Raw genomic sequence first — 18,634 nt, 5'->3', positions numbered from 1 at the left:
GGCTCAGGGTGCCGGCACCCGGGCCAGCAGCTCCTGCACCAGGCGTTCGCCATCCCAGCCCTCGGCGGTGGCTTCATAGCTGGGCAGCACGCGATGGCGCAGCACGTCAGCGGCGACTGCACGCACATCGTCGGGCGTGACGAAGTCGCGGCCAGCCAGCCAGGCTCGAGCACGGGCGCAGCGCTCCAGTGCGATGGAACCGCGCGGGCTTGCCCCCCAGGCGATGCGGCGGCCCAGGCCGGCGTCGTAGCGCGATGGATCGCGCGAAGCCAGCACCAGTTCGATCAGGTAGCGCTCCAGCGCCGGCGCCATGTGCAGGTCCAGCACTTCGCGGCGGGCATCGAACACGTCCTGCATCGGCATCTTGTCCGGGGCCGGTGCAGCCTCGCCCAACGCACCGCGGGCGCGCTCGCGTGCCAGCCGCAGGATTTCCGATTCGGCCGCCTGGTCCGGGTAACCGATGCGCACATGCATCAGGAAGCGGTCCAGCTGCGCTTCCGGCAACGGGAAGGTGCCTTCCTGCTCGATCGGGTTCTGCGTGGCCATCACCAGGAACAGCGGCGGCAGCGCATAGGTATGGCGGCCAACCGTGACCTGGCGTTCGCCCATGGCCTCCAGCAGCGCCGACTGCACCTTGGCCGGTGCACGGTTGATCTCATCGGCCAGCAGGATCGGGTGGAAGATCGGGCCGGGCACGAACTCGAAGCGGCCTTCCTGCGGGCGCCAGATCTCGGTGCCGGTAAGGTCGGCCGGCAGCAGGTCGGGCGTGAACTGCACACGGGCAAAGTCCGCTTCCAGGCGGGACGCCAGTGCACGGATCGCCGTGGTCTTGGCCAGGCCCGGTGCGCCCTCCACCAGCAGATGGCCGTCGGCCAGCAGCGCGATCAGCAAGCGTTCGACCAGTGCCGACTGGCCGACGATCTCGGCCGACAACGCATCGCGCAGCTGGGTGAATGCCGCATGCAGGCGGGAGATGGCCGGCGCGGGCGGCGGCGAGACGGATTCGGGCATCGGCGGTGGCAGGTTCATGGGGGCCTTTGACCGGCGCAGGACGGCACGGGTTCCCGACATCATCGCAGGGTGCCTTGCGAATGGCATCAAGAACGGCTGAACAGCCCTCCACGCAGGCCATGGATCGACAGGGCGGCGCAAACGAAGAAGGGCCGCACAGGGCGGCCCTTCTTCCAGCACGAGCGTGCGTTGGCTCAGTTCTGCTTGGCCACGCGCAGCACCTTCGGGGTGACGAACACCAGCAGCTCGGCCTTGTCCTTGTTGCGGCCGCGCTTCTTGAACAGGTTGCCCAGGAACGGCACGTCGCCCAGGAACGGCACCTTGCTGATGCTGTTGCGATCGGTGAACTCGTAGACACCACCGATCACCACGGTCTGCCCATCCTCGACCAGCACCGCGGTATTGACTTCGCGACGGTTGATCGACGGCACGGTGCCGTAGCCCTCCAGCTGGATCAGCTGGTCGACTTCATCCTTCTTCACCTGCATGTTGAGGAACACGCGGTTGTCGTTGGTGATGGTCGGGGTGACCTTCAGTTCCAGCACCACTTCCTTGAACTGCACGTTCGGCGTAGCCACGCCGCCAGCGGTACCACCGCTGATGGTGACGTAACCGATTTCCTTGCCCTGCTTGATCATCGCTTCGCGCTGGTTGGTGGTGACCACGCGCGGGTTGGAGATCACCTCGCCTCGCGATTCCTGCTGCATGGCCGACAGCTCCACGTCCAGCAGGTAACCGGCATTGAGGATCGACAGTGCCAGCGAACCCGGGTTGCTGGCGGCGGCCACCGGCAGGTTCCAGTTCAGGCCACGGGTGATCGCCGAGCCGGACTTCACCGGCGGCGGGCCAACCCGGCCACCGGCTTCCCAGTCGCGCTCGGCCTTGGCATTGGCCAGGTCGGTCGCAACCTGCGACTTGCGGGTCTCGGCATTGGCATCCAGGCTGCCACTGAAGTACACGTTGTCGCGGCTGCCACTGACACCGAACTTCGCGCCCAGTTCACGGGCGAAGGTATCGGTGGCGATGACGATGCGGCTTTCGATCAGCACCTGGTCGACCGGGCGGTCGATCACGTTGATCAGCTCGCGCATGCGCGCGATCTTCTTCGGGATGTCGCTGATCATCAGCGTGTTGGTGCGCTCGTCGGCCACGATGCGGCCGCGCGAGGACAGGAAGCCACTGTCTTCCTGCGACGAACCACCCGAACCACCGCCACTGCCGCCACCACCACTGCCGCCGATGCCCTTGGCCTCGGTCAGTGCCTTGAAGATCTGCGTGGCGCTGTGGTAGTTGATCTGGATGTAGTCGGTCTGCAGGTCTTCGCGGTTCTCGATGGCGATGCGCGCGTCTTCCTTCTCCTGCTCGAACTTGGCCAGTTCAGCCTGCGGTGCCACCCAGATCACGCTGCCGTCGCGACGCTTGTCCAGGCCCTTGGCGCGCAGGACGATGTCCAGCGCCTGGTCCCACGGCACATTGACCAGGCGCAGGGTCACATTGCCCTGCACCGAGTCGGACGCAACCACGTTCAGGTTGGACTCCTCGGCGATCAACTGCAGCACGGTGCGCACCGGCACGTCCTGGAAGTTGAAGGTCACCGGCTTGCCGGTGAAACCGCGCTGGCCGACGGCCTTGGCCGCCTGGGTGACGCTGCCGGCGGTGACCGCGCCGACGGCGGCCTGGGCCTGCCGCGGGCTGATCTCGACCACGTACTCGTTGCCGCTCTGGTAGGCCAGCGATTCCACCGCACCACCGGTGCTCAGCACCAGCTGGGTGCCGGCACCGGACGGCTTGGCGTCGATGCGCTGTACCGGCGTGGCGAAGTCGGTGACGTTCATCGGCTTCTGCAGGTTGGCCGGCAGCCGGGCATTGCCGACGTCGACCACAACGCTGTTGCCCTGCGTGCGCAGGTCAGGGATCGCGCCCTGCCCGTCGAACTGCACGATCAGGCGCCCGGCGCCGTCATCGCCGCGCTTGAAATCGATCTTGGCCACCGACAGGCCGGCCGGCGCAGCGGCCGGTGCCACGGTGGCGCCCACCGGCTTTTCCGCCGGTGCGGCAGCCAGCGCCGGAGCGCAGGCCAGCATCAGCGCGACTCCCAGCGCGCTGACACGGTTCAAGGTAGAGCGCCGGATGGGACGCAGCCCCTTGGCTTGGTGAAAGGTCATCGTGCTATCCCCAGTAAACGATCATTGATCTTCAAGCGAGAGCGTTGCCGGCCGTTCCAGCCAGCCACCCGCGCCATCCGGCACCAGTTCGATCAGCTCCACGCGGTCTTCGAAGACCGCCGTGACCCGCCCGTCGCTCTGCCCCAGGTAACCGCCCGGGCGAACCCGGTAGGTGACCTTGTCCGGCCCCATCACCAGCGCCACGGTGCCTGCACCGGTGCCGATGGTGCCGACCATGTCCAGCGCATCCAGCGGGAAGCCTTCCAGCGGCTCCTTGCGCCGGTTCGGATCCGGTCGCAATCCGCCGTTCCCCTGCTGCGGATTGGTCCAGGCATCGGTGAACGGATCGCGCATGCCCTGCGCGGAGTACTCGAAGGTCTCGAACTGCTGCATCACCGGCAGCGGCTCCAGCGGTTGCGCCGGTCGCGCACGCTCGCCTTCCACCCACTTCTCAAGATTCGGTGCGTCGCCGGGCGTGCTGGTCACGCCACGGCCGCAACCGGCCAGCAGCAATACCGCCAGCACCATCGCACCACGTACGGTCTGCGCGCGCATCACTTCTTGCCCTCCTTGCCAGCGTCGGCCGCCTGCTGCGCCTGCACCTCGGTCTCGTCCAGGTAGCGATAGGTCTTGACCGTACCGGACAGTTCCAGTGCACCGCTGCGGACGTTGCCGCCGGTCTTTTCCTTGGGCTTGAGGTTGATGTCATGCATGGTCAGGATCACCACCCGCGGCAACGAGGCCACGCCACTGACGAACGCGCCGAACTGGTGGTAACTGCCCACCATCCGCAGCTTGATCGGCTTCTCGGCGTAGAACTCCTTGATCTGCTCCTGCTCCGGCTCGAACAGCTCGTTGGTCAGGCCGCTGGACAGCGCGGTCTGCGAGATGTCGATGATCAGGTCGGGCATTTCGGTCTTGCTCGGCAGCTGCCGCAGCATCTGCTGCAGGACCTGCTCCATCTGCGCCAGCTGCTGCTTCAGCGGCCCCAGGTTCACCGCGCGTTCCTGCTGCTTGGTGAACTCGGTACGCAGCTCGACTTCCTTCGATTCCAGGCCGGCCAGTTCCTCGCGCTTGCCGCTGATCAGCAGCATCCACGCCACGAACATGATGACCAGTGCCAGCAACGAGCAGAAGACGATCTTGGCCTTCTGCGGCCAGTTGCCGATGTCGTTGAAATCCAGGTTCTTGATGTCGATCTTCTGGCTCATGCGCGGTCCCCCTGCAGCAGCGCATTGAAGGCCTGCGGCGGCTGCGCCAGGCGGCTGCCCTCAGGCTTCGGGGCAGGTGCCGGGGCCGGCGCGGCGGCCGGCGCGGCTGGCTGGTTCGGCTTGGCCGGAGCGGCCGCCGGTGCAGCGGCAGGTGCGGCAGGTGCCGGCGGCTGGCCAGCCGCCGGAGCGGCAGGCGTCGCAGCATCCGGGCCTGCAGCCAACGGTGCCACCGGTGCCGGGGCAGCCGTCGCCACCGAGCCATCGGCGTTCAGGCCCGGCGTCGCCGATACCTCTTCGCTCTGTGCCGGCAGCTTCACCTTGACCACGAACACGTAGGGCAGCGCCTTGATGTCGGCCAGCGGGCCGGCCTTGCCGTCCTTGTCCTTCTCCGGGTCACGCGCTTCGATGATCGACAGCTCCGGGTTGGTCATCCAGCCGGAGGTCTCCAGGTTGCGCATGTAGGCCGAAACACGGGCGTTGGACTGGGTGCGGCCTTCCAGCGTCAGCACATCACCTTCCTGCTTCAGCGCGGTCAGCACCACGCCATCGGGGATGGTGCGCACCAGCGCGTCGAACAGGTGGACCATCTGCGAGCGCTTGGCCTGCAGTTCCTCGATCACCTTCTTGCGGGCCAGCAGGCGTTCCTTCTGCGCGTCGAGGCGATCGATCTCCTTGTTCTGTTCCTTGACCTTCTCGATCTCGGCTTCCAGATAGGCATTGCGGTCCATCTGGCCGCTCACCTGGCGGTCGTAATAGAACCAGATCATCAGCGACAGCAGCAGGCCACCGACGGCGGCCATGCCCAGCATTGCGTAGAACTCGCGCTGGCGTTGCTTGCGCCGCTCGGCGCGCCAGGGCAATAGATTGATGCGTGCCATCAGTCGAAGCTCCTCAGCGCCAGACCGGTCGCGATCATCAGCGCGGGGGCATCCTGGGCCAACGCATGCGCGTTCACCTTCGGCCCCAGGGTCATCTGCGCCAGCGGGTTGGCGACCACGGTCGGCACGCCCAGCTGTTCCTCGACCATCTCCGGCAGGCCACCGAGCACGGCGCAGCCGCCGGCCAGCACGATGTGATCGACGCGGTTGAATTCGCTGCCTGCATAGAAGAACTGCAGCAGGCGGCTGATCTGCTGGACCGTGGCTTCCTTGAACGGCTCCAGCACTTCCATCTCGTAGCTTTCCGGCAGGCCGCCCTGGCGCTTGGCCAGCCCGGCTTCCTCGTAGCTCAGGCCGTAGCGGCGCATGATCTCGTCGGTCAGCTGCTTGCCACCGAACACCTGCTCGCGGCTGTAGAGGCTACGGCCGCCGCGCAGGACGTTGAGGGTGGTCATGGTGGCGCCGATGTCGACCAGCGCAACCACGCCGTCGATGGACACCGGCAGCTCGCTGGCGACCAGGGCGTAGGCGTTCTCGACCGCGAAGGCCTCCACGTCCATCACCTTGGCCTGCAGGCCACCGAGTTCCAGTGCGGACTGGCGCAGCTCGACATTTTCCGAACGCGACGCGGCCAGTAGCACCTGGACCATCTCCGGGTTGTTCGGGATCGACCCGATCACCTCGAAGTCCAGGTTCACTTCCTCGATCGGATACGGAATGTAGTTGACCGCTTCCAGCTCGATCTGGGCTTCCATGTCGTTCTCGTCGAGATCGGCCGGCATCGGGATCACCTTGGTGATCACCGCCGACCCCGCGACGGCGGCAGCGGCCAATTTGGCCTTGCTGCCTGAACGGTTCATCGCCCGGCGGATGGCCTCACCCACGGCCTCCACTTCAACGATGTTCTTCTCCACCACCGCATTCGGCGGAAGAGGTTCCACAGCGTAATGTTCCACGCGGAAACGATTGCCACTGCGGGACAGCTGCAAAAGCTTTACCGCAGTCGAACTGATGTCGACGCCAACAAGCGGCGACTGACTTTTTGGGATGAGCCCCACGGTTTCTCCCCTGCCGACGGGCACTTGGACGCAAGAGCTGCGTCCGCGCATTAATAACGTATTCTTAGCAAATGACAACCGCCCTGCTGTGAATTCCCTCACGGATTCACGATGCAGCCCCTGGCAATTCCCCTTGCGCTCCCCGGTGCCGACCCCAGCCGCCACCTTGCGTAATCTATACTCTGCGACCACGAAATTCGCAATCGGAATCTGAACCCGATGACTCGACTCCGCCGCTGGCTGCGCTGGATCTTCCTGATTGTCCTGGTCCTGGCGCTGATCGGCGCGGCCGCCGTGGGCGGTCTGTACTATGCCGTTTCCTCCAAGCTCCCCGACGTGCAGACCCTGCGCGACGTGGAAATGCAGGAGCCGATGTACGTCTATGCTGCCGACGGCAAGCTGATGGCGGTGTTCGGCGAGACCCGGCGTACCCCGATCACCATGAAGGACGTGCCGGAGAAGCTGAAGCAGGCGTTCCTGGCGACCGAGGACGCGCGCTTCTACGAGCACGGCGGTGTGGACTACATGGGCATCGGCCGCGCGGTGTGGCTGCTGGCCACCACCAACGACAAGCGCGTGCCGGGCGGATCGACCATCACCCAGCAGGTCGCCCGCCAGTTCTTCCTCAGCTCCGAGTACAGCTATACCCGCAAGCTGGCCGAGATCCTGCTGGCGCGGAAGATCGAGTCCGAGCTGAGCAAGGACGAGATCTTCGAGCTGTACCTGAACAAGAGTTTCTTCGGCAACCGCGCCTACGGCGTGGCCGCCGCCGCCGAGTTCTACTACGGCAAGAAGCTGAACGAGCTGGACCTGGACGAGATGGCCTCGCTGGCCGGCATCCCCAAGTTCCCCTCTTCGGGCAACCCGATCTCCAACCCGGAACGCGCCCGCCAGCGCCGCGACAACTACGTGCTGCAGCGCATGGCCGACCTGAAGTTCGTCAGCCAGGCCGAGGCCGACGCGGCCAAGGCCGTGCCGATGCACGCCACCGCGCATGAGCCGCCGGTGCAGGTGGATGCGCCCTACGTGGCCGAGCTGGTGCGCCAGGAAATGATCGCCCGCTTCGGCGGCGACGTGGTCAACAAGGGTTACCACGTCACCACCACGATCGACTCCACCCTGCAGACCGCCGCCAACCTGGCCATCCGCGATGGCCTGCTGCTGTACGACCACCGTCACGGCTGGCACGGCGTGGAGAAGCAGGTCCAGCTGGGCGCCGGCGACGATACCGCCGCCCTGGCCGAGCACCTGCGCGGCATGTTCGGCCAGGCCGGCCTGCTGCCGGCCATCGTCGCCAGCACCGGTGCCGATGGCAGCGCCACGGTGGTGCTGGCCAACCGCACCGAGATCGTGCTGCCGGCCGGCGCCGCCAAGTGGACCAACAAGACCCCGGGCAAGCTGGTGCAGCGCGGCGACATCGTGCGTGTGCGCGCCGGTGCCAAGGAAGGTGAGTGGCTGCTGGACCAGATCCCGCGCGGCCAGTCCGCCCTGGTCTCGCTGGATGCCCACAACGGCGCACTGAAGGCGCTGGTCGGTGGCTTCAGCTTCTCCGGCAACAAGTTCAACCGCGCCACCCAGGCCCGTCGCCAGCCGGGCTCGAGCTTCAAGCCGTTCGTCTACGCGGCGGCCTTCGACAAGGGCTACAACCCGGCTTCGATCGTGCTTGACGCCCCGGTCGTGTTCCGCGACCGCCGCGGCAAGACCTGGGCCCCGCAGAACGACGGCGGCGGCTTCCGTGGCCCGATGCGCCTGCGCGAAGCGCTGGTGCAGTCGCGCAACCTGGTCTCGGTGCGCCTGCTGGATGGCATGGGCGTGGACTACGCGCGCAAGTACATCAGCGAGTTTGGCTTTGCCGAATCGGAACTGCCGCCGAACCTGTCGATGTCGCTGGGTACCGCCTCGCTGACCCCGCTGTCGGTGGCCCGTGGCTACGCGGTGTTCGCCAATGGCGGCTCGCGCGTGGATACCTGGCTGATCGACCAGGTCAATGACCGCGACGGCAACCTGGTGTTCAAGGAAAACCCGGCGCTGGCCTGCCGCGACTGCGCCGGCAGCAGCGACCAGCCGGTCAACCAGGTGGTGGACGGCTTCAACTTCGGTGCCCCGGCCCCGAAGGTGGACCCGGCCGCTGCGGCCAAGGCCGAAGCCAGGACCGAAACCGCCGTCGTGCCAGCCAACCCGGATGCGCGCACCGCCCCGCGCGCGATCGACGCCCGCACCGCCTACCAGCTGGTGTCGATGATGCGCGACGTGGTCCAGCGCGGTACCGGCGTGCAGGCCAAGGTGCTCGGCCGCGAAGACGTCGGCGGCAAGACCGGCTCCACCAACGACCACCGCGACGCCTGGTTCTCCGGCTTTGGCGGCCCGTACGTGACCACCGTGTGGGTGGGCCGCGACGACTTCCGCTCGCTGGGCTACCGCGAATACGGCGGCAAGGCCGCGCTGCCGATCTGGATCGACTACATGCGCACCGCGCTGAAGGACACCCCGATCGCGCAGAACGACCCGCCCAGCGGCATGGTCCAGGCCACCCTCAACGGCGCGACCGAGTGGGTGAAGGTGGAAGACATGGATCGCCTGACCGACTACGACCTGAACCTCAATACGCCACAGGCCGACGCCGCCGCGTTCGATATCTTCTGAGGAAGAACCGGCGGGTGCCAACCGGCGCCTGCCTGGTAGGGGCCAACCTTGGTTGGCATCGCCTTTGCCTGGTAGGGGCCAACCTTGGTTGGCGCCCTGTGCCGACCAAGGTCGGCAACTACCAGGGCGGCTTCATCGTGCCGCCTTTGCCTGGTAGGTGCCAACCGTTGGTTGGCATCGCCTTTGCCTGGTAGGGGCCAACCGTTGGTTGGCATCGCCTTTGCCTGGTAGGGGCCGACCGTTGGTTGGCATCGCCTTTGTAGAGCCGAGCCCACACAGATGTCACATCCTTGCGCTAGTCTGTAGCCAGGTCGCAACAGGAGTCATCGCATGCATCGCGCCCAGCAGCATGCTGCCAGCCAGACCCGCGAGCGGCGCCACCGCCTCGCCCACGAAGCCGCCCGCCTGATGGCCGAAGGCGGCATCCGCGACTACCACCAGGCCAAGTTGAAGGCCGCCAGCCGGCTCGGCATCCACGACGATGCCTCCCTGCCCCGCAACACCGAGATCGAAGACGCGCTGCGCGAGTACCAGCGGCTGTTCTCCGGGCCCCGGCACGGCAACGAACTGCAGCGTCGCCGCGAAGCCGCGATGCGTGCACTGGAGTTCCTGCACGGCTTCGCCCCACGCCTGGCCGGCCCGGTGCTGGATGGCACCGCCGATGCCAACAGCCCCGTGCAGCTGCACCTGCACAGCGACGACCCGGAAGCCGTGCATCGCTTCCTGGACGAACACGGCATTCCCGCCGAATCGCGCACGCGCCGCCTGCGCATGGACCGCGAACGCTGCCTGGATGTGCCGGTGTGGGTGTTCAGTGCCGAAGAGCTGACCTTCGATCTGGCCGTGCTGCCGTACGACGCCCTGCGCCAGGCGCCACTGTCGCCGGTGGATGAGAAGCCGATGCGGCGCGCGTCTGTCGCGCAGTTGCGGCAGCTGTTGGCCGAAGCCGAGATCACTGCCTATATCGGCGCCTGACCGCGAGGCCGGGCATGGGCCCGGCCATTGCTGTAGCGCCCGCGCGCGGGCCCCGGCTCCACCAACGAAAACGCCCCGCGGATGCGGGGCGCTTCCAGCACAACCTACGCGGGGCGATCAGCCCTGGTAGTCGCGCACGTCGCTGCCGGTGTAGACCTGGCGCGGACGGCCGATCTTCATTTCCGGATCAACCTGCTGTTCCAGCCAATGCGACACCCAGCCGGAGGTACGGCCCAGGGCGAACATGACGGTGAACATTTCGGTCGGGATCTGCAGCGCCTTGTAGATGATGCCGCTGTAGAAATCGACGTTCGGGTACAGCTTGCGGGCGACGAAGTACTCGTCCTGCAGCGCGGCCTGTTCCAGCTTCACGGCCACGTCCAGCAGCGGATCCTGCACGCCCAGCTGCTTGAGCACCTTGCTGGTCATCTCACCGATGACCTTGGCACGCGGATCGAAGTTCTTGTAGACGCGGTGGCCGAAGCCCATCAGGCGGAAGCCGGAGGTCTTGTCCTTGGCCTTGACCACGGCGGACTCGACGTTGTCGGCGCTGCCGATCTCTTCCAGCATCTTCAGCACGGCTTCGTTGGCACCGCCGTGGGCCGGACCCCACAGCGCGGTGACGCCAGCGGCGACCGACGCGTACGGGTTGGCACCGGTCGAGCCGACCAGGCGCACGGTCGAGGTCGAAGCGTTCTGCTCGTGGTCGGCGTGCAGGATGAACAGCAGGTCCAGTGCCTTGACCACGTCCGGGTTCAGATCGTACTGGCCGTCGGCCGACTCGAAGGTCTGCTTCAGGAAGCGGCTGACGTAGTCCAGCGAGGTGTCCGGCTTGTTGGCCGGCAGGCCCTTGCCGTGGCGGTAGATCAGCGCCGACAGGGTCGGCACCTTGGCGATCAGGCGCACGGCGGCCTGGCGACGCTGTTCGGCGTCGGACAGGTCCAGCGAGTCGTGGTAGATGGCCGACAGCTGCGCGATCGCAGCAGCCAGGATGGCCATCGGGTGGGCATCCTTGGCGAAGCTGCCGATCAGGGTGTTGATCGAATCATCGACGTTGGCTTCGGCAGTCAGCTCATCGGTGAAGGCCTTCAGCTGCTCGGCGCTCGGGCGCTCGCCGTTGATCAGCAGGTAGGCCACTTCGACGTAGCTCGACTTTTCCGACAACTGTTCGATCGGGTAGCCGCGGTACAGCAGCACGCCCTTGTCGCCGTCGATGTAGGTGATGGCGGACTTGCAGCTGGCCGTCGCGGTGAAGCCGGAATCGTAGGTGAAGAACCCCGTTTCCTTGGTCAGCTTCGCGATGTCGACACAATCGTTGCCAAGGGTGGGTTTGATGACGGGCAGAACGACCGACTTATCGCCGGCGTTGAGCGTGACCTGATCAAGATCGGACACTGTGTGCGCTCCTTCATGGGAAGGCGCCTGCCCAAGCGCATTGGTCAGGCACGTGAATGACGTCCTCGGCCTGTGCCGGGGATCACGCCATTATCGCACAGCAGCATTTGCCCGGCGCTAGACAGAAGTCGTAGACGGCAGGCGGCCAGAACCCGGCCAGCAAGCGGCCCGGATCGGCAAAAGCGTTGTCACACGAACGCAGTGTTCCGTCCATCCAAACGCCCGTTTGGCAGGCGTTGGGGAAAAACAAACGGCCGCGCAGAGCGCGGCCGTCGGTTCGAAGCTGGATCAACAGATCAGCGCGCGTAGCGCTTCTGGAACTTGTCGATACGGCCCGAGGTGTCGATGACCTTGTGCTTGCCCGTGTAGAACGGGTGCGAAGCAGAGGAAATTTCAACCTTCACCAGCGGGTAGTCGTTGCCGTCTTCCCACTTGATGGTTTCCTTCGTGCCCATGGTCGAGCGGGTCAGGAACTTGAAATCGGAGGTGACGTCATGGAAGACGACGTCGCGGTAGTTCGGATGGATATCGGCCTTCATGGGCTCACACCGTAAATGGGCTGGTGGTCAAGAGCGGCATTATAAGCACCGGTTGCCGCTCTGGGCAACCGGTGCCGGGCAATGAACTTCAATCCGCGCCCAGGGCCTGGCGCACCAGGGCCTCGAAACGCCCCTGATCGTAGGCCATCAGCAGATCGCAGTTGTCCGGTTGGCCGGTCTGGCGGTTCCAGTCGACGATGGTGGCCCCGCGGCTGAACGTTCCGTTCAGCTCCACGTTCAGCGGCCGCGACTCGACCTGCAGCTGCCCTTCCGGGTTCAGCGCCCAGGCCATGGCCACTGCGTCGGCGGTATACCAGCGGCCACCCTTGCTGTCTTCGGACAGGCCACGGGTCTTGCGCGAGATCAGCTCGTAGAAGCGGGCGCGATCGGAATCGGCCTGCAGCCACTTTTCGGCCTCCTCCAGCGGCAGCCCGTGGGCAACCGTGGCCTCCCAGTCCGACACCAGCAGGTGCTTGAACGAGGTGAACACCACGTGCGCGGCTTCCGGATCGAAGGCGATGTTGAATTCGGCCGCCGGGGTGATGTTGCCGTGGCAGGTGACTGCACCGCCCATCACCACGATGCGCTTGATGCGCTGGGGCAGGGTCGGGTCCAGCTTCAGCGCCAGCGCCAGGTTGGTCAGCGGGCCGAGCATCACCAGCATCAGTTCGCCGGCGTGTTCGTGCGACAGGCGCAGGATGGCCAGGGCAGCGTGCTCGGCTTCAGCCTGGCGGCTCGGCGGCGGCAGGTCCACGTCGCCGTAGCCATCACGGCCATGCACGTGGGCAGCGTCGACGGAGGGATGCAGCAGCGGATCCGGGCTGCCGGCAAACACCGGCACGTCGGCGCGGCCGACGATGTCGCAGAGCTTGAGGGCATTGCGGACGGTGTACTGCAGGCCGACATTGCCGGCGGCGATGGTCAGGGCGACCACGTCATGCCGTTCATCGGCAAAGGCCATCAGCAGGGCCAGGGCGTCGTCCACACCGGGATCGGTGTCGATCAACAGGGGGATCTTGTGGGTCATCGTTGCCGTCTTCAGATCGGCAACGAAGTGTGGACCTGGATGATGACCGTTGCAAGACCGGGGTTGGGGCGGCCGGCCGGGGCATGGATGCCGCGGCTGTTGGCAGGTGTCGACCTTGGTCGACACATCCACGCGAACGGCAGCCGAGCATGGGCTCGGCTCTACAGTGGATTTCCGCGGCTGTTGGCAGGTGTCGACCTTGGTCGACACATCCGCGCGAACGGCAGCCGAGCGCGGGCTCGGCTCTGCAGTGGATTTCCGCGGCTGTTGCTAGGTGTCGACCTTGGTAGACACATCCACGCGAACGGCAGCCGAGCGTGGGCTCGGCTCTACAGTGGATTTCCGCGGCTGTTGGCAGGTGTCGACCTTGGTCGACACATCCGCGCGAACGGCAGCCGAGCGTGGGCTCGGCTCTGCAGTGGATTTCCGCGGCTGTTGCTAGGTGTCGACCTTGGTAGACACATCCACGCGAACGGCAGCCGAGCGTGGGCTCGGCTCTACAGTGGATTTCCGCGGCTGTTGGTAGGTGTCGACCTTGGTCGACACATCCACGCGAACGGCAGCCGAGCGCGGGCTCGGCTCTACAGTGGATTTCCGCGGCTGTTGGCAGGTGTCGACCTTGGTCGACACATCCGCGCGAACGGCGGCCGAGCGCGGGCTCGGCTCTACAGTGGATTTCCGCGGCTGTTGGCAGGTGTCGACCTTGGTCGACACATCCGCGCGAACGGCAGCCGAGCACGGGCTCGGCTCTACAGTGGATTTCCGCGGCTGTTGGCAGGTGGCGACCTTGGTCGACACATCCACGCGAACGGCAGCCGAGCATGGGCCCGGCTCTACAGGAATCAGGCCGAGGCGTAACGCACGGCGGTGCCGATCCAGCGTGCAACCACGCGATCCGCCAGCGCCGGTTGCTGGGCCAGCAGGCGCTCGGCCAAGTCGTGTACGCCGGGCAGCAGGCCGGCGTCGCGGGCCAGATCGGCAATGCGGAAACCGGCCAGGCCGGTCTGCCGCGTGCCGAGCAGTTCGCCGGGGCCACGCAGTTCCAGATCCTTCTCGGCGATGACAAAACCATCGTTGGTTTCGCGCATGGTCTGCAGGCGCTCGCGCGCCATCTGCGAAAGCGGCGCCTGGTACAGCAGCACGCAACGCGATACCGCCGAACCACGACCGACGCGGCCGCGCAGCTGGTGCAGCTGGGCCAGGCCGAGGCGCTCGGCGTTCTCGATCACCATCAACGAAGCATTCGGTACATCCACACCCACTTCGATGACCGTGGTTGCCACCAGCAGGTCGATATCGCCGGCCTTGAACGCCACCATCGTCGCCAGCTTTTCGGCGGCTTTCAGGCGGCCATGCACCAGCCCCACGCGAACACCTGGCAGCAGTGCCTGCAGTGATTCGTAGGTGGCCTGCGCCGGGGTGGCATCCAGCTCTTCGCTTTCCTCGATGAGCGTGCACACCCAGTACACCTGCCGCCCTTCCTGGCAGGCCAGCGCGATGCGCTCGATCAGCTCCGGGCGCCGGTCATTGTTGAGTGCCACGGTCTGCACCGGCGTGCGCCCTGGCGGAAGCTCGTCGATGGCCGACACATCCAGGTCTGCGTATTCGGACATCGCCAGCGTGCGCGGAATCGGCGTGGCGGTCATCACCAGCTGGTGCGGGACGCTGTTGCCGCCCGCGCCCTTGTCGCGCAGGGCCAACCGCTGATGCACGCCGAAGCGGTGCTGTTCGTCGACGATGGCCAGCGCCAGATCCTGGAACACCACCGCCTCCTGCATCAGCGCGTGGGTACCGACCACCACCTGCGCTTCGCCGTTGGCGACCTGCTCCATCACCCTGGCGCGCGCCTTGCCGGTGACCTTGCCGGCCAGCCAGGCAATGCGCACGCCCAGCGGCTCCAGCCAGCCGCGCAGGTTGTTGAGATGCTGTTCGGCCAGCAGCTCGGTGGGTGCGGCCAGCGCGACCTGCTTGCCCTGCTCCACTGCCAGCATGGCGGCCAGCGCGGCGACCACGGTCTTGCCCGAACCGACGTCGCCCTGCACCAGCCGCAGCATCGGGCTGGGGCGCGACAGGTCTTCGCGGATCTGCTTGAACACACGCGCCTGCGCACCGGTCAGGGCGAATGGCAGCTGCTTCAACAGCGCCTTGGCCAGCTTGCCGGGGCCGGCCAGCGGCGGGGCATGGTGTGCCTGCAACGCAATGCGCTGGCGACGCAGGCTGAGGTGATGGGCCAGCAGCTCTTCCATCGCCAGGCGGCGCTGCGCCGGGTGGGTGCCGGCGGCCAGTGCAGCCAGGTCGGCATCCGGCGGCGGCCGGTGCACGGTCAGCAGCGCGCTGCGCAGCGACGGCAGTCCGAGGCCATCAAGCCAGCCGCTGGGCAGCAGTTCCAGCGTGCTTTCCTCGGGCAGGCGGTCCAGGGCCTGGCCGATCAGCTTGCGCATCGTCATCGGCCCGACGCCTTCGACGGTGGGATACACCGGGTCGAGGCGGTCGCCGAGTTCGGGATCATCGTTGCGGCCCAGCACCTGGTAGCTGGGATGGACGATTTCCAGGCCGAGGTGGCCGGGCTTGGGCGTGCCGAAGCAGCGCAGCCGGTTGCCGACCGCGAACTGCCCGACCTGCTGCTGGCGGAAATGGAAGAAGCGCAGCACCAGGCTGCCCTGCCCTTCGTCCTCCACGGCCACCTTCAGCATCGGCCGGTAGCGCATGCCACGTTCGACCGCGACCACCCGCACTTCCACCTGCGCCGGCACGCCCGAACGCAGGTCTTCGATGCGGGTCAGCCGGGTCCGGTCTTCATAGCGCAGCGGCAGGTGAAGCCAGAGATCCTGCAGTGTGGCCAGGCCACGCGCCTGCAGCTTGGCGGCCACGGCCGGACCGACGCCCGCGAGCATCGCCAGGGATGCTTCGCCGGACGGTGACAGGACCGGGGTGACCGCCGCCTTGCGTGCCACGTTGCGGTCAGTCGATGACCATCACCGCGTCGACCTCGAAGTTGGCGCCCTTCGGCAGGCCGGAGACTTCGATGGTGGAACGGGCCGGGTACGGGGCCTGGAAGTAGTCCTGCATGACCGCGTTGACCTTGGCGAACTCGCCCAGGTCGGTCAGGTACAGGCCCAGGCGCACGACCTTGTCCAGCGAGCCGCCAGCAGCTTCTGCCACGGCCTTGAGGTTGTCGAAGGCACGACGGGCCTGCGCTTCGACGTCGCCGGCGCCGACGATGTCGCCGGTGGCCGGGTCCAGCGGGATCTGGCCGGAGAAATACACAGTGTTGCCGGCGCGCACGGCCTGCGAGTACGGGCCGATGGCGGCGGGGGCCTTTTCGGTGTTGATGATCTGGCGGGACATGGGTCGCTCCGGTACTTGGGGGAAAACAGAGCGGTGATTGTACCGGGTGGGGGCGGCATCGGCAGGGGGCGGATCCGACGCCTGCCGGGAGACGGCTCTGCCCCCGTGCGCTCTCTGTAGAGCCGAGCCCATGCTCGGCTGCTTCAGGCAAGAGCAGCCGAGCATGGGCTCGGCTCTACGGATCGGTGCCGGCGCGGGTTACTGGCGACGCACCGACTGCACGACCGACAGGCGGCGCAGGCGGCGCATCACTTCGGCCAGGTGATTGCGGTCGCGCACCTGGATGTTGAACGCCAGCACCGCGGCGTTGAAGTCGCGGTCCAGGTAGTCCACGCGCTCGATGTTGGAATGGCTCTGCGCGATGGCGGCGGCCAGCTGCGCCAGCACGCCGGTGCCGTTCTCCACTTCCACCACCAGCGAGGTGTCGTAGTCGCCGGAGACGGTGGTGTCCCAGCCGATCGGCACCCAGCGCTCGGGCGACTTGCGCAGCTCGGCCAGGTTCGGGCAGTCCATGCGGTGCACCACGATGCCCTTGCCGGCGGTGTGGTAACCCATGATCTCGTCGCCGGGAATCGGCTGGCAGCAGCCGGCGAAGGTGACCACGCCACGCTCGCTGCCGTTGATCAGGATCTTTTCCTGCGAGTGGTGGCGCGAATGCGGGCCGCCACGCAGTTCGGCGTAGGCCATCAGCGCCTGCGCGGCCTGGGTCGGCATCCAGTTGCCCAGCGCGACCTCGGCCAGCAGCGCCTCCAGGCGCGGGAAACGGTGCTCGGCCAGGAACGCATCCAGGCGCCCCTTCGGCAGCCGCTCCAGCGACGAATCCATCGCCTCCAGCGCACGGTCGAGCATGCGGTGGCCCAGCTGCACGGCATCTTCGTGCTCCAGCTGCTTGAGCTGGTGGCGGATGGCGGTGCGTGCCTTGCTGGTGACCACGAATTCCAGCCACTGCGGCTTCGGCGTGGCCGAGCGTGCGGTGATGATCTCCACCGATTGCCCGGACACCAGCTTGGTGCGCAGCGGTACCAGCTTCTTGTCCACGCGCGAGGCCACGGCCATGTTGCCGACATCGGTATGCACGGCGTAGGCGAAATCGAGCGCGGTGGAATTGCGCGGCAGGGCCAGGATCTTGCCCTTCGGGGTGAACAGGTAGACCTCGTCCGGGAACAGGTCGACCTTGACGTTGTCGAGGAACTCCAGCGAGGACCCCGCAGCGCGCTGCGAGTCGATCAGCTCGACGATCCAGGCGTGCGCGCGGCTCTGCGCGCTGTTGGGCGAATCGCCACCGAACTTGTAGGTCCAGTGCGCGGCCACGCCGCGTTCGGCGATCAGGTCCATTTCCTCGGTACGGATCTGCACTTCGATCGGAGAGCCATACGGCCCGAACAGCACGGTGTGCAGCGACTGGTAACCGTTGGCCTTGGGAATGGCGATGAAGTCGCGGAAGCGGCCGTCCAGCGGCTTGAAGGTGGCGTGCACCGAACCCAGCGCGTGGTAGCAGCTGGGCACGCTGCGCACGACCAGGCGGAAGCCGAACACATCCATCACCTGGTCGAAGGATTTGTTCTCGTCGCGCATCTTGTTGTAGATGCTCCACGGGGTCTTGATGCGGCTGATCAGCCGATGCTCGATCCCCTCCTTGGCCAGGCGCTGCGACAGCTGCACTTCCACCTGCGCCATTGCTTCGCGGCGCACCACCGGCTGGCTGCGGATGTGCTTTTCGATGATGGCGTGGCGCCACGGGTACAGCGCCTTGAACCCCAGGTTCTGCAGCTCGCTCTTGACCAGGCTCATGCCCAGGCGTTGGGCGATGGGCGCGTAGATCTCCAGCGTCTCGCGCGCGATGCGGCCGCGCGCTTCGCGGCTCTGCGCGCCCAGCGTGCGCATGTTGTGCAGGCGGTCGGCCAGCTTGATCATGATCACGCGCAGGTCGCGCGACATCGCCAGCAGCATCTTGCGGAAGCTCTCGGCGGCCGCTTCCTGGCGGTCGCGGAACTTCAGCTTGTCCAGCTTGGTGACGCCGTCGACCAGTTCGGCCACAGCTTCGCCGAACTCGGCAGCCAATGCCTCACGGGTCAGCGGGGTATCTTCGATGGTGTCGTGCAGGATCGCAGCAATCAGCGCTTCCACGTCCAGGCCGAGCTCGGCCAGCACCTGGGCCACCGCCACCGGATGGGTGATATAGGGCTCGCCCGACTTGCGCGTCTGCCCAGCGTGCGCGGAGGCTCCGACTTCCCAGGCACGGCGCAACAGCGGCAGCTGTTCCGGCGGCAGGTAGTGGGCGGCGCGTTCAAGCTGGAGGACGTAGTCGGGTACGGCGGCAGCCGGGGCTGCGGCGACCTTGGCAGTGGGGCCTGGGTTCATGCCCGCAGCCTATTCCAGCGCGA

General features: G+C 66.6%; 14 protein-coding genes. 2 read left to right on the top strand and 12 right to left on the bottom strand.

What is annotated here, in order from left to right; all coding sequences use genetic code 11:
• Positions 1–3: 3 nt before the first annotated feature.
• The 6 genes from B9Y64_RS08010 to B9Y64_RS07985 all read right to left on the bottom strand — a co-directional run bounded on the left by B9Y64_RS08010 (position 4) and on the right by B9Y64_RS07985 (position 6,323).
• Positions 4–1,029 carry an AAA family ATPase gene (locus B9Y64_RS08010; RefSeq protein WP_100440237.1) on the bottom strand — a complete coding sequence of 342 codons (1,026 nt, stop codon included), beginning with the start codon at positions 1,027–1,029 and terminating at the stop codon, positions 4–6.
• Positions 1,030–1,205: 176 nt separating this feature from the next.
• The gene (locus tag B9Y64_RS08005; RefSeq protein ID WP_100440236.1) at positions 1,206–3,176 is read right to left on the bottom strand and encodes a type IV pilus secretin PilQ; all 1,971 of its coding nucleotides are present in this window, start codon (positions 3,174–3,176) and stop codon (positions 1,206–1,208) included.
• Between the two features lie 21 nt (positions 3,177–3,197).
• On the bottom strand, positions 3,198–3,731 hold the full coding sequence (locus tag B9Y64_RS08000) for a pilus assembly protein PilP (RefSeq protein WP_005418914.1): 534 nt from the start codon (positions 3,729–3,731) through the stop codon (positions 3,198–3,200).
• Positions 3,731–4,387 (bottom strand): type 4a pilus biogenesis protein PilO, encoded by a 657-nt coding sequence (locus B9Y64_RS07995; protein WP_005418916.1) that lies wholly within the window; start codon positions 4,385–4,387, stop codon positions 3,731–3,733. The genes B9Y64_RS08000 and B9Y64_RS07995 overlap by 1 nt, the downstream gene beginning before the upstream one ends.
• Positions 4,384–5,265, bottom strand: coding sequence for a PilN domain-containing protein (locus B9Y64_RS07990; protein WP_100440235.1), 882 nt, complete (start codon positions 5,263–5,265; stop codon positions 4,384–4,386). The genes B9Y64_RS07995 and B9Y64_RS07990 overlap by 4 nt, the downstream gene beginning before the upstream one ends.
• Positions 5,265–6,323: a pilus assembly protein PilM gene (locus B9Y64_RS07985; RefSeq protein ID WP_014038321.1), complete on the bottom strand. Its 1,059-nt coding sequence runs from the start codon at positions 6,321–6,323 to the stop codon at positions 5,265–5,267. The genes B9Y64_RS07990 and B9Y64_RS07985 overlap by 1 nt, the downstream gene beginning before the upstream one ends.
• 219 nt (positions 6,324–6,542) lie before the next feature.
• Here B9Y64_RS07985 and B9Y64_RS07980 point away from each other — a divergent pair, with 219 nt between their 5' ends.
• Positions 6,543–8,966 carry a penicillin-binding protein 1A gene (locus B9Y64_RS07980; protein WP_100440234.1) on the top strand — a complete coding sequence of 808 codons (2,424 nt, stop codon included), beginning with the start codon at positions 6,543–6,545 and terminating at the stop codon, positions 8,964–8,966.
• Positions 8,967–9,296: 330 nt separating this feature from the next.
• Positions 9,297–9,941 (top strand): hypothetical protein, encoded by a 645-nt coding sequence (locus B9Y64_RS07975; protein WP_100440233.1) that lies wholly within the window; start codon positions 9,297–9,299, stop codon positions 9,939–9,941.
• A 117-nt stretch (positions 9,942–10,058) separates the two neighbouring features.
• Here the strand turns inward: B9Y64_RS07975 and B9Y64_RS07970 are convergent, their stop codons facing one another.
• The 6 genes from B9Y64_RS07970 to B9Y64_RS07945 all read right to left on the bottom strand — a co-directional run bounded on the left by B9Y64_RS07970 (position 10,059) and on the right by B9Y64_RS07945 (position 18,611).
• Entirely contained in the window at positions 10,059–11,336 is a 1,278-nt protein-coding gene (locus B9Y64_RS07970; RefSeq protein ID WP_014038331.1) for a citrate synthase, read from the bottom strand.
• 296 nt (positions 11,337–11,632) lie between these two features.
• Positions 11,633–11,875 (bottom strand): type B 50S ribosomal protein L31, encoded by a 243-nt coding sequence (locus B9Y64_RS07965; RefSeq protein WP_100440232.1) that lies wholly within the window; start codon positions 11,873–11,875, stop codon positions 11,633–11,635.
• 88 nt (positions 11,876–11,963) lie between these two features.
• Positions 11,964–12,902 carry a nucleoside hydrolase gene (locus B9Y64_RS07960; protein ID WP_100440231.1) on the bottom strand — a complete coding sequence of 313 codons (939 nt, stop codon included), beginning with the start codon at positions 12,900–12,902 and terminating at the stop codon, positions 11,964–11,966.
• An 842-nt stretch (positions 12,903–13,744) separates the two neighbouring features.
• Positions 13,745–15,856, bottom strand: coding sequence for an ATP-dependent DNA helicase RecG (gene recG, locus B9Y64_RS07955; protein ID WP_100440230.1), 2,112 nt, complete (start codon positions 15,854–15,856; stop codon positions 13,745–13,747).
• A 7-nt stretch (positions 15,857–15,863) separates the two neighbouring features.
• Positions 15,864–16,250 (bottom strand): RidA family protein, encoded by a 387-nt coding sequence (locus tag B9Y64_RS07950; protein ID WP_005410875.1) that lies wholly within the window; start codon positions 16,248–16,250, stop codon positions 15,864–15,866.
• 198 nt (positions 16,251–16,448) lie between these two features.
• On the bottom strand, positions 16,449–18,611 hold the full coding sequence (locus tag B9Y64_RS07945) for a RelA/SpoT family protein (protein ID WP_005410876.1): 2,163 nt from the start codon (positions 18,609–18,611) through the stop codon (positions 16,449–16,451).
• Between the last annotated feature and the right edge of the window lie 23 nt (positions 18,612–18,634).

Source organism: Stenotrophomonas maltophilia (assembly GCF_002799245.1).
Classification (GTDB): Bacteria; Pseudomonadota; Gammaproteobacteria; order Xanthomonadales; family Xanthomonadaceae; genus Stenotrophomonas; species Stenotrophomonas maltophilia_S.
This window is presented reverse-complemented; position numbering and strand designations above follow the sequence as displayed.

Bases quoted from the DNA above. Each gene is read 5' to 3' on its own strand.
- B9Y64_RS07990 (WP_100440235.1), bottom strand. From the start codon at position 5,265: ATGGCACGCATCAATCTATTGCCCTGGCGCGCCGAGCGGCGCAAGCAA.
- B9Y64_RS07960 (WP_100440231.1), bottom strand. From the start codon at position 12,902: ATGACCCACAAGATCCCCCTGTTGATCGACACCGATCCCGGTGTGGAC.
- B9Y64_RS07975 (WP_100440233.1), top strand. From the start codon at position 9,297: ATGCATCGCGCCCAGCAGCATGCTGCCAGCCAGACCCGCGAGCGGCGC.
- B9Y64_RS07950 (WP_005410875.1), bottom strand. From the start codon at position 16,250: ATGTCCCGCCAGATCATCAACACCGAAAAGGCCCCCGCCGCCATCGGC.
- B9Y64_RS07980 (WP_100440234.1), top strand. From the start codon at position 6,543: ATGACTCGACTCCGCCGCTGGCTGCGCTGGATCTTCCTGATTGTCCTG.
- B9Y64_RS08000 (WP_005418914.1), bottom strand. From the start codon at position 3,731: ATGCGCGCGCAGACCGTACGTGGTGCGATGGTGCTGGCGGTATTGCTG.
- B9Y64_RS07965 (WP_100440232.1), bottom strand. From the start codon at position 11,875: ATGAAGGCCGATATCCATCCGAACTACCGCGACGTCGTCTTCCATGAC.
- B9Y64_RS07995 (WP_005418916.1), bottom strand. From the start codon at position 4,387: ATGAGCCAGAAGATCGACATCAAGAACCTGGATTTCAACGACATCGGC.
- B9Y64_RS08005 (WP_100440236.1), bottom strand. From the start codon at position 3,176: ATGACCTTTCACCAAGCCAAGGGGCTGCGTCCCATCCGGCGCTCTACC.
- B9Y64_RS07945 (WP_005410876.1), bottom strand. From the start codon at position 18,611: ATGAACCCAGGCCCCACTGCCAAGGTCGCCGCAGCCCCGGCTGCCGCC.
- B9Y64_RS08010 (WP_100440237.1), bottom strand. From the start codon at position 1,029: ATGAACCTGCCACCGCCGATGCCCGAATCCGTCTCGCCGCCGCCCGCG.